The sequence below is a fragment of the Sporosarcina soli genome (assembly GCF_042655805.1).
Taxonomy (GTDB): domain Bacteria; phylum Bacillota; class Bacilli; order Bacillales_A; family Planococcaceae; genus Sporosarcina; species Sporosarcina soli.
In genome coordinates, this window is record NZ_JBHSNO010000005.1 from 657086 (window position 1) to 673611 (window position 16526).

General features: G+C 42.8%; 11 protein-coding genes and 2 CRISPR repeat arrays. Of the genes, 4 read left to right on the top strand and 7 right to left on the bottom strand.

The window, feature by feature from the left end; translation table 11 throughout:
* Window positions 1-77 precede the first annotated feature (77 nt).
* The 4 genes from ACFPRA_RS07470 (at window position 78) to ACFPRA_RS07485 (ending at window position 6963) form a co-directional block, all read left to right on the top strand.
* Window positions 78-1829: a methyl-accepting chemotaxis protein gene (locus ACFPRA_RS07470; protein WP_381432251.1), complete on the top strand. Its 1752-nt coding sequence runs from the start codon at window positions 78-80 to the stop codon at window positions 1827-1829.
* 68 nt (window positions 1830-1897) lie between these two features.
* Window positions 1898-5020, top strand: a complete 3123-nt coding sequence (locus ACFPRA_RS07475; protein WP_381432252.1) for a non-ribosomal peptide synthetase family protein — start codon at window positions 1898-1900, stop codon at window positions 5018-5020.
* On the top strand, window positions 5020-5706 hold the full coding sequence (locus ACFPRA_RS07480) for a 4'-phosphopantetheinyl transferase family protein (RefSeq protein WP_381432253.1): 687 nt from the start codon (window positions 5020-5022) through the stop codon (window positions 5704-5706). Before ACFPRA_RS07475 ends, ACFPRA_RS07480 begins: the two co-directional genes overlap by 1 nt.
* Window positions 5707-5847: 141 nt before the next feature.
* Window positions 5848-6963, top strand: a complete 1116-nt coding sequence (locus ACFPRA_RS07485; protein WP_381432255.1) for a M20 metallopeptidase family protein — start codon at window positions 5848-5850, stop codon at window positions 6961-6963.
* Window positions 6964-7149: 186 nt separating this feature from the next.
* Window positions 7150-7646: direct repeats of the CRISPR family, unit length 32 nt; unit sequence ATTTCAATCCACGCACTCATAAAGAGTGCGAC.
* A 237-nt stretch (window positions 7647-7883) separates the two neighbouring features.
* On the opposite strand, the gene ACFPRA_RS07490 is transcribed toward ACFPRA_RS07485, so the two are convergent.
* The 7 genes from ACFPRA_RS07490 to ACFPRA_RS07520 all read right to left on the bottom strand — a co-directional run bounded on the left by ACFPRA_RS07490 (window position 7884) and on the right by ACFPRA_RS07520 (window position 16513).
* Window positions 7884-8651 (bottom strand): GntR family transcriptional regulator, encoded by a 768-nt coding sequence (locus ACFPRA_RS07490; RefSeq protein WP_381432257.1) that lies wholly within the window; start codon window positions 8649-8651, stop codon window positions 7884-7886.
* Window positions 8652-8804: 153 nt separating this feature from the next.
* Entirely contained in the window at window positions 8805-9863 is a 1059-nt protein-coding gene (locus tag ACFPRA_RS07495) for a threonine aldolase family protein (protein WP_381432259.1), read from the bottom strand.
* Window positions 9841-11049, bottom strand: a complete 1209-nt coding sequence (locus tag ACFPRA_RS07500; protein ID WP_381432261.1) for a cation:dicarboxylate symporter family transporter — start codon at window positions 11047-11049, stop codon at window positions 9841-9843. The genes ACFPRA_RS07495 and ACFPRA_RS07500 overlap by 23 nt, the downstream gene beginning before the upstream one ends.
* Before the next feature lie 370 nt (window positions 11050-11419).
* Window positions 11420-12119: direct repeats of the CRISPR family, unit length 32 nt; unit sequence ATTTCAATCCACGCACTCATATAGAGTGCGAC.
* A gap of 270 nt (window positions 12120-12389) precedes the next feature.
* The gene (locus ACFPRA_RS07505; RefSeq protein WP_381432262.1) at window positions 12390-13991 is read right to left on the bottom strand and encodes a long-chain-fatty-acid--CoA ligase; all 1602 of its coding nucleotides are present in this window, start codon (window positions 13989-13991) and stop codon (window positions 12390-12392) included.
* 12 nt (window positions 13992-14003) lie between these two features.
* Entirely contained in the window at window positions 14004-15545 is a 1542-nt protein-coding gene (locus ACFPRA_RS07510; RefSeq protein ID WP_381432264.1) for a sodium:solute symporter family protein, read from the bottom strand.
* Window positions 15542-15718: a hypothetical protein gene (locus tag ACFPRA_RS07515; protein WP_381432266.1), complete on the bottom strand. Its 177-nt coding sequence runs from the start codon at window positions 15716-15718 to the stop codon at window positions 15542-15544. The genes ACFPRA_RS07510 and ACFPRA_RS07515 overlap by 4 nt, the downstream gene beginning before the upstream one ends.
* A 27-nt stretch (window positions 15719-15745) precedes the next feature.
* Window positions 15746-16513 (bottom strand): SDR family NAD(P)-dependent oxidoreductase, encoded by a 768-nt coding sequence (locus ACFPRA_RS07520; protein WP_381432268.1) that lies wholly within the window; start codon window positions 16511-16513, stop codon window positions 15746-15748.
* Between the last annotated feature and the right edge of the window lie 13 nt (window positions 16514-16526).

The window sequence follows — 16526 nt, forward strand, 5'->3', positions numbered from 1 at the left end:
TATTCATTCAATGATAGATTTCATTTCGGTCATCCTGTTAGCAGGTTGTCCATTTTTCCATTTTTAGGAGGAGGAGCATGAAAAGAATAAAAGTGCGGAACATGTCGCTCAGTATGAAGTTGACAGCCGTTCTGATTAGTATTTTATTGGTATTCGGATTGGTCACAACAGGCATCTCTTATTACATTGTAAAAAATAGTAATTTAACAGATATGGATCGATCCCTCTATGATCAAGGATTGATTTTATCGCAGACGATCAACCTCGACACATTGCACTCTGCAATAGAGTGGCCGAGTGCCGATAATGCGGATGCCATTCGATTGACGAAAGAAATGGATGCCATTAACGACGAATCGGATATTATTACGAATTTATTCATCATTACGACAGATGGGGAGAATATCAATGCGCCGGTTCTTTCCTCAAGCATTTTGGATTTTGGAGCGGTCTATAACCAAGACATGATCGAAATGGGTCTCTCACCAGACTTCCTTGCAAGGATTCAGGAAGTTTTTGAAACGAAGAAAGCGACAGCTACGGAAATTTATAGTGATGAATATGGAAGCTATAAAACGGGACTTACACCGATTTTAGCGGAAGACGGCTCCATGCTTGCCGCCTATGCAATCGACTACGATGTGTCGATGGTGACCGCGAAGGCGATGTCAGAATCATTGTGGACCATCTTTGTGACACTCCTATTCCTGATCGGTTCGTCCATCGCCGTGTATTCCCTTTTGAAACGTAAGCTGACGCCTATTCAGCAACTGTCCGAACTGTCTAAAAAAGTGGCGGACGGAAATTTGGAACTGGAGCCTCTGCCCGTTAAATTCAACGATGAGATCGGTGTTCTGACGGCAAACTTTAACCGGATGATCGAATCGCTCCGAACCGTCATTCAAAGTGCGACAGCTGTTTCTGAGCGCGTTTCAAATTCCGCGCAAGTCCTGTCGTCCAATATGATCGATGCAACGGATTCTTATAACAGCGTCACTGCATCGATGCAGGAAGTGGCAAGTGGTTCGGAGTTACAAGTGCAAAAAGCACAACAAACTTCAGCGACAATCGAAGAGATGAGCATCGGTATTCAGCGGATCGCGATGACCTCGAACCAAATTACAGAATCCTCGATCACTGCATCGGAAGAAGCCGAAAAAGGAAATGATTCGACTAACAAATCCGTGTCACAAATGAATACCATCAGCAAAGCTGTCAATGATTCTGCTACATCCGTCAAATTATTAGGAGAGCATTCCAATAAAATCGAAGAGATTGTCGGGATCATTACAGGCATCGCTTCCCAGACGAACTTACTCGCATTGAATGCTGCCATCGAAGCAGCCCGCGCAGGTGAGGCAGGAAAAGGATTTGCTGTTGTCGCGGACGAAGTACGGAAACTTGCGGAACAATCCGAGGCATCTGCAAGGGAAATCTCTACGTTGATTTCCCATATTCAACGCGATACGAATGAATCCGTCAAAATGATGACGCATGCAGTAGAAGAAGTGGATCACGGCTTACTGATGATCAATGAATCCGAAAAATCATTCAGTCACATTTTAACGTCCATCCAACAAGTTTCCGGTCAAATTCAGGAATTATCAGCGACCATTGAAGAAATGGCAGCAGGTACGGAAGAAGTGACTGCATCTGTACAGAACATGGAAGAATTCTCAATCCACTCAAGGGATAATACAAAAACTGTAGCCGAAGTTTCTGCTTCCCAGTTACAAGCGGTTCAACAAGTTTCAGAGGAAGCACAAGTCTTAACGGAGTTATCTGATGACTTATTGAAAGTCGTTCATACTTTCATAGTGAAACAATAACGATTGGGTATTCAATGGAATATATATTCCATTGAATACTTTTTTTGAGAAAATAGGAGTTGTTAGCATTGAATTCAACAGTACAACATCAGTCATTACTTGCAGATCGCATGCGATTGTTAACTGATAAGGAAAAATGTCTGTACCAAACGTTAAACCAAACGAACGCCTTTTATGAGCAAGACAAAACGATACCAGAAATCTTCTATCAATCGGCAGCAGCATTCGCGGATCGCATCGCTTTATCTTTTGAAAAGGGGGAGATGACGTATCGCCGGCTCAACGAACAATCCAATCAAATCGCCCATATGCTGCAAGCGAATGGGATGCAGAAAGGCGATTATGTTGCCATTGTGATGGAGCGCAGCAAGGAAACCGTCGTCAGCCTGCTCGGTGTTCTGAAAGCGGGCGGCGTCTACGTGCCGATCGACCCGAGTTATCCGGAAGAACGTTGTCATTACTTATTAAACGATACCGGCGCGCCATTCATCTTGACGAAAGAAGAACATATGGCATTGTTGGATGGTGTTCAAGCTGGTTCTCGAACCATCCTCACGTTGACCGGAATGGAAGACACGTTTTCAACGCAGAATCTATCGATAGATCTCGTCCCAACCGATCTCGCTTACATCATTTATACGTCCGGCTCCACTGGTAAACCGAAAGGAACGATGATCCAACACCATTCCGTCATTAACTTAATCGCAGATCACCAACGAATCTATCAATCATCGGAACAGGATGTCTATTCACAATTCATCTCCTATAGCTTTGACCCATCCATCACGGAAACATTCACCGCTTTCTTCTCCGGTGCGCGATTACATATGCTGACAAGTATCGAACGGGTATCGATTGAAGCATTCGCCGATCGCATTGAACTGGAAAAAGTGACAGCGGCCACCGTTCCGAATGCTTTCTTTACACAACTTGCTACCCACCTACCTGCCGAGAGTCGGGACGCATTGGCATCACTCCGCTATTTATCGGTCGGTGGTGAAGCGTTACTCCCTGCCGTTGTTCAAAAATGGCAGGAGAAGTTCGGTACTGCAACGGAAATCATCAATGTGTACGGACCGACAGAATGTACCGTCGTGGCGTCCTACTATAAAGTGAAAGACGAAGTGAAGGAAAGCCAATCAAGCATCCCGATCGGCAAACCGATTGCCAACTATGAAATGTATGTCGTCAATCCGGAAGGTCTGCTTTGTCCGATCAATGAGCCAGGAGAATTATGTATTGCTGGCGTTGGATTAGCTGCCGGATATCTCCAACAACCCGAACAGACGGCGAAAGCCTTTGTCCCCCATCTATTTTCAGACGTGCCTGGAAAAAGAATGTATCGAACAGGTGATATCGTCCGTCTATTGCCAAGCGGTGACATAGAATTTGTCGGCCGCAAAGATTCGCAAATCAAAGTAAGAGGATTCCGGATCGAACTCGGGGAAATTGAAGCCGTATTAGGGAATGAACCAAACATTCAAGAAGCGGTCATTATTGCGAAGAAAATGACGGACGGCAATAATAGCTTATTTGCATACTATACGGTAGCCGAAGGAGTTCAAGTGGCCGAAACAGATATCAGGGATTATTTGGCAAACAACCTACCGGACTATATGGTGCCGGAACGGTTTATCGAAGTCGAAGAAATGCCTTTATCCCCTACCGGTAAAATCGATCGGAAACAATTGGCGAAGATGGAAGTTTCACTAACCCAGACAAGCAGTTATACCGGACCGGAAAATGAGATACAACAACGATTGGCCGATGCCTGGACATATGTGCTCGGCATGGAGCGTGTCGGAATTCATGATAATTTCTTTCATATTGGTGGCCATTCATTAAAAGTGCTAGAGATTCTCGTACAGGTAAAAAAGCATCTACCGGCATTAACGATCCAAGATTTCTTCCAATATCCGACCATTGCGGAACTGGACAACTATCTACAGAGCGTGCAAGTTGAAAAACACGTCACGACCGAGCGGAACACTAACTTCGAACTGAAGGAATTAAAAGAGCCCATCCCTCTTTCGACCAAGCAGACTGCAAAACCTTTGCCGATGCATGCGGTTCTATTGACCGGCGCAACCGGCTATTTAGGAAGCCATGTCTTGTATGAACTATTGGTTGAAACGGATGCGCACATCTACTGTCTCATTCGCCCAAGTGTAAATGCGACCCCGGAAGATAAATTGCAAAATCAGATGAAGTTTTATTTCAGCAAAGCGGTAAAGGCCATGATGGAGGACCGGGTTACCGTCATCCAAGGTGATCTAGGAAAACCTGCACTTGGCTTATCTGCTGCAGATGAGCGCATTTTAACACAAGAGATCGATGCCATCATCCATTGTGGTGCGGATGTACGCCATTTTGGTGCAGCTTCCCATTTCCAAGATGTCAATATTGAAGGAACGAGATACTTGTTGGAGCTTGCGAAACACAAACCGGGTGTTCATTTCCATCATGTATCGACCATCGGCATTCCGGAAGAACTTGCTTCGACTCAATGGTCATACTATGAAACGCATGGCGACTTCGATTATGAAGTGTCATTGGAAAATGTCTATAACAACAGTAAACTGGAAGCGGAAAATCTCGTCCGGAACGCAGTAAAAGATCAGATCCCCGTCTCCATTTACCGTGTCGGAAATTTATCTTGTCATTCCAAAACTGGCAAATTCCAGCGCAATATGGATGACAATGCGTTTTACCGTATGATGAAATCAATGCTTTGTTTAGGAAAAGCACCGGAAGCGAACTGGCATATTGATTTCACACCGATTGATTACGCAAGCCAGACACTTGTCGCACTCGCTCGCCAGCCTAAATCGAACGGCCATATTTTCCATCTATGTAACCCTGCCCCACTGGTCTATGCTGACTTTATTGAAATGATGAAGGAATTCGGCTATAAACTAGAAATAATGGAGCCGAATGCATATGAGGATTGGCTCGTAAACGGGGATCATCCACAGGAAATACAGGAATACTTGGCATTGGCCATTGCCCAATTGGATGGTGACGGCGCTAGTGATTCACAGTTCATCTTCAATAGTGATCAAACGCAAGCATTATTGGAACAGACAGCTGTCAAATGTTCAGCACCGGATCCATCATTTATCCGAACGATGATTGAATATGGAATTGAAATGGGCTATTTCCCAAAACCGTTACTTGTCGGCGTAAAATGATGGCAGCTTGCAAAAACGAAATCCAATTAGTTGCCCTCCCCCTCGGTCCAAAGTGTTTGCAATCCGAACGGGCAACGCTCCTCTCCTCTCTTCCAAAGGAGGAACAGGAGCGAATTTCGGACTATAGACATTGGCAAGATCGCCAACGAACATTGCTCGGGAGTGTATTGGTGCGATGGATGCTTCACAAATTTACGGACTTGCAGCACATATCCATTAGACGCAACGAGAACGGTCGCCCCTATATGGCTGACAATGTCTGTTGGAAAGGTGATTTCAATCTTTCCCATTCAGGTAATTGGATTGTCGCTGCGCTTACTCATCATGGCCATGTCGGGATAGATGTGGAAAAAATCGGTCCGTTGAATGAAGAACTCCTGACTTATGCCTTGTCAGAAACTGAACTAGAAATGATTCATCAACAATCCCCTGTTGACCAAGTCAAAAGGTTTTACGAGCTTTGGACAACGAAAGAGGCTATCTATAAAACTGGATTAGTTCCGGATGCCACACCACAGTCGTTGGACACAATTGAATGGAAGGTAAAACAGAACAACCTTCATACACAGCTGTTGAATATAGACCCAGAACATCCCATGACAGTTTGCTCAGATCAAAAGCTACCATCTGTTGAACTGACAATTTTAAATAGGGGTCAACTCATTGAAAGCAGGCACATCCGCTAAAATGGATGTGCTTGCTTTTATTTAGTTACGATAATCGGAAGTCTTATAAGGTAAAAATCAACTATGAAAAGTAAAGGTTTAGCGTTCATTTAATTGAATATGTAGTAAAATTAGAAAAACAGCATCTTAGGGGGTTGTAAAGTGAAAGTTCAAAACTATGAATCGGTAAAAAAACTACGGCACGAATTGCATCAACATCCCGAACTGTCGAACGAAGAAGTTTGGACAAAACAGTATTTAATGGCTTTTTTGCAAGCGAATACAAGTCTGGAAATTGTAGATAAAGGAAATTGGTTCTATGCGATTTACCGGGCTGGGAAGGATCAGTCCAATATTGCTTTCCGCGCGGAGATGGATGCACTCCCGATGGATGAAGTCATCGAATTGCCATGGGCTTCTACATTCCCTGGAAAAGCCCATAAATGTGGTCATGATGGCCACTCCGCAACGCTGGCAGGTTTGGCACTTGAAATCGATCAAGAAGGTGCAAACAAAAACGTCTTTTTCCTTTTCCAACCTGCCGAAGAAACAGGCGATGGGGCGATTCAATGCGTCGAATTCATCCAGGAGCACAATATTGATGAAATTTATGCCTACCATAATATGAGTGGTTTGCCCTTTAAAGCCGTGGGGATTATAGATGGAACGATTATGTGTGCATCGAAAGGAATGACCATTCACTTGGAAGGCGCTCCAGCCCATGCCAGTCAACCAGAAACGGGCATCAACCCCTCATTCGCAATCGGGAATATTCTTGGCAAGATTCCGGAATTCACCGATCAGGGAAACAATAAAGGGCTTGTCCTCTGCACGGTTGTACAGATTGATGTAGGTGAAAAAGCGTTTGGCATTGCCGCTTCAAAAGGTGATCTTCGAATGACAATCCGTGCATTTTACGAAGAAGAATTAGACCGTCTCCAACAAAACCTAGAAAACTTTGCAAAAGAGCAAGCGGAAGAATTCGGATTGAAAGTGAGCTTCCAATACAATGATGAATTCCCGGAAACGTTCAACCATAAAGAAAGCGCAGATAAAATCCGATCAGTCGCGGAAACAAATGGAATAGAGTTTGTGGAATTGAAAGAAGCAATCCGTAGTTCAGAAGACTTCGGACATTTTACTAAAATAACAAAAGGTGCCCTTTGCTTTATTGGAAATGGAGAAGATTATCCACATATTCATACGAATACATATGACTTTCGAGATGAACTGATTGAATCAGGCGTTGAACTATTTAAGGGGCTTATAAAAGAGTAAAATGAGCTTTAACTTCAAGATTGTCAAAACGCAGTCAAGATTTTTGACTGCGTTTTTTATTTCGTATGATATAGTCATTTAGAACACGAGAAAAAATGACTGACACAGGCACGCTGCTGTATTGAGGTGATGATTTTATTAATTTTCTCTAACGGAACCCCCGGGATTTGGACAATGTCTTCCATTATTTCAATCCACGCACTCATAAAGAGTGCGACTGCCATACTTCTGAAATAATGAGCTTCTTTCGTCATTTCAATCCATGCACTCATAAAGAGTGCGACTAAAAGTGAAACAACTTTAACGAAGATTAAAAAGATTTCAATCCACGCACTCATAAAGAGTGCGACAAAAATATCGAAAGTCATCAAACTCGATCAAAAGATTTCAATCCACGCACTCATAAAGAGTGCGACCTTATCGTATGTGACGACCTAGAGGACGCTAAAACATTTCAATCCACGCACTCATAAAGAGTGCGACTTCCAACCTTCGGAACGCTTTTGTACATACCATTATTTCAATCCACGCACTCATAAAGAGTGCGACGCTTGCGCAAATTGAGTACGAGGCGCCGGAAGAACCATTTCAATCCACGCACTCATAAAGAGTGCGACTAAAAAACATAGGCATAGCCATAAAAGGAAACAAATTTCAATCCACGCACTCATAAAGAGTGCGACCTCGAAAAAAGGCTTAAAAAGCATACAAAATGACATTTATTAGCACTTCCTTCATCTTTCAACACTAAATAATCTGTTAATTCCTCCCTGAGTCAAAGCTTTCTCAGTAAACAAAGACCGTTTTTTAGTGCGAATCTCCCAGGTTTTTCATGTGTGCTTCAGGTTCGCACCGACATGATAGACTTCGATCCTTCCTTAAAATTATTGCTAACGAATCGCTCCCTAAAATGTACTTCGTTAATTATCAGGAATTGGTGGCCACATCGGGATTTGGCTGGCACGGCTTAATTTGATTTTGAATGCGTACTCATCAAATCGGTAATAGAATGTAATTTTTTCGATCAGTTTATCCTTGGAACTGTACGTCAACCGTTCTGCTTTTAAAAGAGGCGAACCTTCGGGTACATCCAATACTTTTCCTAATGCCTCACTTGCTGGACAGGCTTCAATTGATTGAATGGCTTCTCCTAAAGTAATGCCTAGTTTTTGTTCAAGTAATTCATAAATGGTGTGATTTTCCAACTCGTTCTTTGTTAATTTTTCTCCTAGATCATAAGGAATATAGACTTGCGCAAAAGCGATTGGTAACTCTTCTACTGTATGAAGTCGCTCGATATAGAGGCAATACGGATCGATATCGTTATTTTCATCTTGTTTAAAGCTCGTTGGTGTAGATACCATTTCAAGCTTTTTAATTTTCACTTGGGGAGTATAGCCACTATTTTTAATAATATCTGAAAGACTTTGCAGTTGGTCTAACGTTTGCTCCACCTTCTCCGGTTTTACAAAAGTACCTTTCCCTTGACTCGTCAGTACAAGCCCCTCTTTTTCCAATAACTCAATTGCCTTGCGTATTGTAATTTTACTGACATGAAAACGCGCTTCCAACTCTCGCTGTGATCCAATTTTCTCGCCCGGCTTTATTTTTTTACTTAAGATTTCTTCTTTTAACTTATTCGCAATCTGAAGATACAATGCGATCGGATTGTCTCTTGATACGGTCAACATAACCAACTCCAACAAATTTACTAAAGGAAAAAATAGATAAGTTCGTCACAGATTTCCCTATTCTTTTTTAAGTATATCGTATATTGCGACATATTACATCTTCCCTTCAAGTAGAAAAACCCTTTCCATTTGAAAAGGGTCATTTGTGTTTCATACTGTAGATTCCATAGTAATTACCGATGCAAATTCTTCAAAAGCATTTACAACTCTATCAATATCTTCATCCGTAATTTGATAATGGACAACCATACGTACCCGGTTCTCCCCAATATTTTTCACTTTAATTCCTTTTGTAAATAAGAATTCAATCAAAAACTGCGAATTCCAATCCTCACGTGATAGCTCTAGTGAAGCGATATTTGTTTGGACATCTTCCATACGAATCCCGTCTATTGCAGCTAAACGTGTAGCTAATCGGCTTGCCTTTTGATGATCTTCAGTTAGCCGATCGATCATATGATCTAGCGCATAAATGGCAGGTGCCGCAATAATTCCAGCTTGCCGCATCCCTCCACCCAGTCGCTGACGATTTAAAATAGCTTTTTCAATAAACTCTTTTGAACCTGCTAAAATTGAGCCAATCGGACAACCAAGACCTTTCGTCAAACAAATTTGAACAGCATCCACCTCTTGACAAATATCTGCCGGTGTCACCCCTAACTCAACAGCAGCATTGAAAAGACGGGCGCCATCTAAATAGACAGGTATACTATATTTCTTGGAAACCGCTCGAACCTCTTTCATATTTTCAAGCGATACAATTTGACCTTTGTTCAAGTTATATGTGTTCTCTAAGCAAATTAAACTTGTTTTCGGTCGTTGAATATCTCCCGCATTCAGATTCCTTTCAATTTTACTTACATCATAAATTCCATCAGGCACTTCAATCGTACGAATTTGTACTTGCGCTACCGCCGCTGCAGCTGCCCCCTCTAATGTAAAGATATGGGAATCTCCCCCCATCAGCACTTCTTCTCCCCGTTGACAGAGACTCATCAATGCAATTTGATTCGCCATTGTTCCCGAGGTGACTAATAATGCCGCCTCCATCCCTAGCAATTCTGCCGCTTTTTTTTCCAAGAGATTGACGGTAGGATCTTCCCCCATAATCGAATCCCCTAAAGGCGCATACCGAATCGCCTCTATCATTTCCTCCTTTGGCAAGGTAACCGTATCACTTCTCAAATCAATTATTCTCTCCGGTGACATGTAAATCCCCCTTCAACACTTCTTGGTTATTCACTTTCTTTCCAAAGAACCGGTTGACGATTAACGCCAACGCTCCATCTCCAGTTATATTCGTCGCCGTCCCGAACGTATCTTGCACCATGAAGAGCGCTAACATCAACCCCAGCCCTACTTCATCAAAGCCTAAAATGGACTGTAAAATCCCAAGTGTCGCTAAAACCGAACCACCGGGAACGCCGGCAGCCCCTGTTAAAACAATTCCTAAAACGATGATAAATACAATGATCAAACTGACGGGCGGCAATTCCCCCTTCGTGAGAACGGATACCGTAATCGCACTGATTGTCAGCGTAAGGGCTGCCCCGGCAGAATGGATATTTGCACATAATGGCATGACAAAGTCTGCAATCTTTTTATCCATCACAGGAATCGTCTTTGCTTGTCTTAATGAAATCGGCATCGTTGCGGCACTAGACATCGTCCCCATCGCCGTAATATAAGCCGGTAACATGCATTTCACCGCAGTGAATGGATTGGATTTCGAGATGAATCCAGCAACGGTATATTCAATAATTAACCAAATGAGTTGCATGATAATTATTAACAGCAACATCTTCCCAAAAACGACAATGGCTCCTGACAGCTCTCCTTTAGCCGAAATCCCTACAAAGATACAAAATATGAAAATAGGAATGACCGGAATCATGAATTTCCGAATTACAATATCAATAATATCCTTTAACTCTTCGACTGCAGTTGCAATCAATTTGGACTTCCCCCAACTGGCAGCTAAACCGATCACAATCGCTAACACCAATGCGGACATAATATCCATCAGGGGTGGAAAAGCGATTTCAACAATCGGCTCTCCAATGGTCGCAGCGGTTGTTTCGGAAAAAGATTTACCATTGACAAAGCCAGGAATAAGTATATACGAAGTGACAGCCGCCATGGTACAACCGATGATCGTGTCTACGTATGACAAACTGACCGTAAAAGAAAGCAACTTCCCTGCACTATCTTTCAATTGCGCAATACTAGCAGCGATGAAACTAAAAATAATAAATGGAATAAAGAACTTAATCAAATTACCTAAAAACACCCGGCCGGTTTCCGTAATACTTGTCAACCACAGCGGCGCATATATGCCAACCACAATTCCCAGCACTAAACCTAACAATAGCTTCGGTATTAAGCCCAATTTCATCAGTAAACCCTCCATTCGTTTAATAATTCAGATAATTGATTCTGAAAAACCGACTAAAAAGATAAATCTCTTCTCTATCATTCCATCCCCATCCCCTCCTTTTGTATGCTCGTTTATTACAACATATCATATGATGTTATATAACATGTTGTCAATATATAATATTTGTTTTATTCAGGCAATAGAACTCAGTAATAGATACTTCCATAAATAATGAGACATATAAAAATCAAAAACTCAGCCGATTGTAAGGGTGGCTGAGTTTTTACAAGTATAGTAAAGAGTATCATTTTGTGTGCAAACTTAATTGGGTAGTATTTCAGTACATGGATTCATATGTCCACTGAGTATCGGTTGGTGACCTGTCCCTATTTCAATCTACTCACTCATGTAGAGTAAGACCAACTAAACGACATACTCGAAAAGTTCGAACCGACATTTCGATCCACGCACTCATATAGAGTGCGACGCGGTTTGCCTAACGAGCTTGTTCGGCTCCGTGTCATTTCAATCCACGCACTCATATAGAGTGCGACCATTCCAGCTGGAAGTCAACCATCTTTTACGGATATTTCAATCCACGCACTCATATAGAGTGCGACGATGACGACAGAGCCGTTCCTTGTATTAGACTTGGAATTTCAATCCACGCACTCATATAGAGTGCGACGAGGTAACCTCAGATGAAGGTTGGCTTTACGAGCCATTTCAATCCACGCACTCATATAGAGTGCGACGATAAGTTTCCCTTCAACAAACGCTGCAACATCAATTTCAATCCACGCACTCATATAGAGTGCGACTTTGTTACTAGCATTAGAGATAGGCTTTTTAGATTATTTCAATCCACGCACTCATATAGAGTGCGACCATTTCCCCGTAGGTAAAGGATTGAAAGATTTGTAATTTCAATCCACGCACTCATATAGAGTGCGACGAATAGATGCCCCTAAAGTCTTTCCAGCACCAAGATTTCAATCCACGCACTCATATAGAGTGCGACTAATGCACGAAATGGTACACCTCTACAACATCATGATTTCAATCCACGCACTCATATAGAGTGCGACTGCAAAAAAGGTACTAAAAAACCAGCCTAAATAGCATCTTCAGCATTAATTCCTCTTTTAATCCTACCAAATTTGAAACATTCCGTAAAATACTCATTTTATTTTGATAAAACAGCTGTTTTTTTGGTGCGAATCCCCCAGGGTTTTCATGTGTGCTTCAGGTTCGCACCAAACTATAAGGAGATAAGTTATTCACTATCCCCAATAACCGAAAAAACGGCTCGTGATTCCGAACCGCTTTCCGTGCTTGATTCACATCTCGTCCTTTTATCAGTTACTTACCTTTTTCAGTTCTTCTTCAACTAGTTTTCTACGTAATATTTTCCCTACCGCCGTTTTAGGCAACTCATCTCGAATTTCCACTTCAGTTGGTAGTTTGAATTTCGCCAATTTGCCATGACAGAACTGGATAATTTCATCCTCCTGTATCTCATGTCCATCTTTTGCGACAACAAACACCTTGACGGTTTCTCCTCGATAGGAGTGCGGAATGCCAATAGCTACCACTTCGCGTACAGCTGGATGATTGAAAATCACTTCTTCTATTTCACGGGGATAGATATTATAACCTCCCGCGATGATCACTTCTTTTTTTCGGCTTACGATAAAGAAATAGCCATCCTCGTCCATATAAGCGACGTCTCCGGTATGAAGCCAGCCATCCTTCAAGGCATTTTCAGTTTCCTCCGGCATATTCCAATAGCCTTTCATCACTTGAGGGCCTTTGATGAGCAGTTCCCCCGGTTCGTGTATCGGTAATATCGTTTTGCCATCCGCTATGGAAACGATTTTACATGCGGTACTTGGAATTGGTAAGCCCATACTGCCAGGCTTTCGGATGCCATTGATCGGATTGCTGTGCGTAACTGGTGACGCTTCACTCAGGCCATACGCGTCTACTATTTTCGCCCCAGTCAGTGCTTCAAATTGGTTTTTCACTTCCACAGGAAGCGGTGCCGAACCACTAATGCAAGTATGAATACTGCTAATATCGTATTCTTTCACTTTTTCATTATGATTGACTGCTACATAGATCGTCGGGGTTCCTGGAAACATCGTAATCCGATGTTGATCGAGCAATGCCAAGGTTTCTGAACTATTGAACTTGCTGACAAGATGCATCGTTGATTGTAAATAAATCATATAATTCATGGAAACGGTCATGCCATAGACGTGGAATAATGGTAATACATTCAACAAACGTTCTTGTCCCTCTTTTGCGTAGACGCCTAAGAAAGCATGTGTCTGTACAACATTTGCATAAATGTTCCGATGGGTTAACATTACCCCTTTGGACACACCAGTCGTTCCACCCGTATATTGCAGAACGGCAACGTCCTCATTGGCGTTCAAAGGGACAGGTGTAAAGTTCAAAGCTTCACTGTCAAAAACTTTTCGTAAGCTAGTCTCCTGTACCTCATCACTTGAAGCATACCAAATGACCTTTATGGATGTTTCCTCTAGAATATCCGGAAACTGACTGCCTAAATTTTCGTCAATAATGATCATCGTCGCTTGCGCATCATTCACTTGGTTATACAACTCACGCTTTGTATAGGTCGGATTATTTTGTACGATCGTGCCTCCACACGCCAATACCGCATAATAACTGATGACATACTCCAGACTGTTACCCATCATAAACGCCACACGATCCCCTTTTTGTAAGCCCATTTTGGACATCGCATTCGCGAGCTGGTGGACCCGGTCTCGCAACTGCGCGTAGGTCAGTTGACGATTTCCTTCCACTAATGCAAGTTGATCGGGATTCTGTGAAACGGCTTCATACAATACATCGACCATCGTTTTATCCTCGATGACGACTTCATGTGGAATATTTTCCGGATAACTTTGTAACCATAGTTGTTTCATGAACTTTCCCCCTTACACGTTTCTCATGGCTAAATCGACAACTTCTTTCGTCTCTTCGGAAATATCCTCTTCAAAATAAGGCTCCCAAGCAACGCGTGGAGCAGGCGGGAATAGGACCGAACAGACCAACATACTGATACAGGATAACCCCATCCCGATTGCCACAGCCGGAATCGGTCCGACAAAGACCCCGATTTTGATCAAATAACTGAATACTACATAAGAGATAGCTCCTATAATACTACCGACATAAGCGGACTGCTTGTTCGCACGCTTCCAATAGAGCCCGAAAAATATCGGACCGATAAATGCACAGCCAAAGAAACCGAAGACATAAGCCGCAACAAGTGCGATAAACGCTGGAGGATTAATGGAAAAGATAAATGCAATGACTGAAATAATGATTAGCAACACTTGTGTAATTCGAATCAAAGCCTTATCTTCCACTTTTTTCGTACTCAAATTCCGGTACATATCATAAGAAACTGCAATCGCCGCTTGCAGAATCATCCCATTTGCTGTGGATAAGGCCGCTGCAAAAATAGCAGCTATCAAAATACCTGCAACAAGCGGGTTCATGAATTCCGCGATCAATAACGGCACAATTTGATCCGTTGCCATTCCTGTCGGCATCGTTGGCACAAGTACACGGCCACCGATTCCCAATACAAGCAGACAGAGGAATATAAAGACTAAAATCCCTGTTGACAATAACGGCGTGAAAATGGAAATCTTCACGTTCTTGGAAGATAACAGCCGGGTTGGCCAATGCGGTGCCACGGCTGCACCCAACGAATTGGAAATGAAAATCCCGATCATCGCAGCCATTGAAAACGTCCCTAACGGACTGAATAATCCGCCAGCCGCAGTCGCGATCCCGCCTTCAACAGCGGGCGTATCGATCAATGCTGCTTTCTCGAATAAGGTCGTAATCCCTCCGATATTCCAAAGCAACAATCCTGCCGCAAATGCTAAACCCAAAATAATAACAATGGAATTCAAGACATCGGTCAACGCAACCGACCATACGCCCCCTAAAACCGTTAATAGAATGAATACAAGGAAGATTAAGATCGAAACGAAATAGCTTAAGCCTGTCACTTGTGAAAGTAAGTAACCGATCCCTGTAATTTGGATCGTCACGAAGCTAATATAGCCAAACACAATCATAATGGCGGACCATGCTTGCAACACACTTTTTTTCGCATAAGGCTCAAAGCGCAAGCGCATATATTCCGGGATCGTCCGTACCGGAAACATCGGTCTACGTAACTTAAAAGCGATGATTGGCAAAATGGCCGTAGCGAAAAACCAGCCAGCAAACCAGCCAGTAATGCCTGCAAATCCGTTTGCATATAAGATTCCCGGTACGCCTAAAACGGATGCCGCACTTACCCACGTCGCTGTGAAATAGAAAATACTCACCCCTAAACTCATACTCCAGCCACCGATTGTAAAATCATCCAGATCGGAACTCTTTTTATTTCCTTTTATTATAAAATAGAATAAAACGGCTACATACACAATCGCAATCAGGAACGTCGCACTATTCATACACGCACTTCCTTTTCCTGCACATTCTTGATCCGTTTAGCCTTCGCCCCCCAGCGTTCTACCCCCGAATCGTTAATACGCTTAATAAAATATAATGAATACGTCCAAGGCAAAATAATAATACCGAACCAAATACTTAAAGCAATCCAACCTTCACCCGGAATTCCAAACATGCAATCACTCCCCATTCTATTATTTAACTATAATCCGTAAGCCTTCCAGCCGCCATCCAAGAAAATTGTCTCACCCGTCATATACGATGACGCTTCGCTTCCTAAAAAAATACAAGCACCGACCATTTCTTCCGGTTTAGCCATCCTACGCATCGGTGTTCGGTTGATGATAGCGGCCTCAAAGCCCTCACGCGTTTGTTTGACAACTTCAACAAGTGGTGTCTCCACATACGCCGGAGCGATTGCATTCACTTGAACTCCGTACTCAGCCCATTCAATTGCCAAAGTCTTTGTGAGCATCGTTACACCGCCCTTACTAGCTGCGTATGCAATAGAGCCTGTTAATCCTTGACTAGACGCGACTGAGGAGACATTAATGATTTTCCCGGAACCTTGTTCGATCATGACGCGACCTACGAGCTGGGCAAATAAAAATACACTCGTCAAATTGATATCGATAATCTGTTTAAAATCTTCCAAAGCGATATCTTTTGCAGGCATCTTTTTGGTAATGCCTGCATTATTGATCAAAACATCGATTTTCCCATATTTCTCAATGGCTATCCGAATGACATGTTCAATATCGGACTGTACGGTCACATCACAGGGGGCTACTTCACAAATACCGCCAGTTGCCTCAATCTCTTCCCGTAATGTAATTAGCTCCCTTTCCGTGCGGCTACATACAAGTACATTAGCACCCGCGTCCGCAAACCCTTTCGCCACACTCCGGCCAATTCCCCGTCCAGCACCTGTCACAATGACGACTTTATCTTGCACATCGAATAGATTCATAGGATCCCCCTTA

Bases quoted from the DNA above. Each gene is read 5' to 3' on its own strand.
- ACFPRA_RS07470 (WP_381432251.1), top strand. From the start codon at position 78: ATGAAAAGAATAAAAGTGCGGAACATGTCGCTCAGTATGAAGTTGACA.
- ACFPRA_RS07480 (WP_381432253.1), top strand. From the start codon at position 5,020: ATGGCAGCTTGCAAAAACGAAATCCAATTAGTTGCCCTCCCCCTCGGT.
- ACFPRA_RS07495 (WP_381432259.1), bottom strand. From the start codon at position 9,863: ATGTCACCGGAGAGAATAATTGATTTGAGAAGTGATACGGTTACCTTG.
- ACFPRA_RS07500 (WP_381432261.1), bottom strand. From the start codon at position 11,049: ATGAAATTGGGCTTAATACCGAAGCTATTGTTAGGTTTAGTGCTGGGA.
- ACFPRA_RS07505 (WP_381432262.1), bottom strand. From the start codon at position 13,991: ATGAAACAACTATGGTTACAAAGTTATCCGGAAAATATTCCACATGAA.
- ACFPRA_RS07510 (WP_381432264.1), bottom strand. From the start codon at position 15,545: ATGAATAGTGCGACGTTCCTGATTGCGATTGTGTATGTAGCCGTTTTA.
- ACFPRA_RS07515 (WP_381432266.1), bottom strand. From the start codon at position 15,718: ATGTTTGGAATTCCGGGTGAAGGTTGGATTGCTTTAAGTATTTGGTTC.
- ACFPRA_RS07520 (WP_381432268.1), bottom strand. From the start codon at position 16,513: ATGAATCTATTCGATGTGCAAGATAAAGTCGTCATTGTGACAGGTGCT.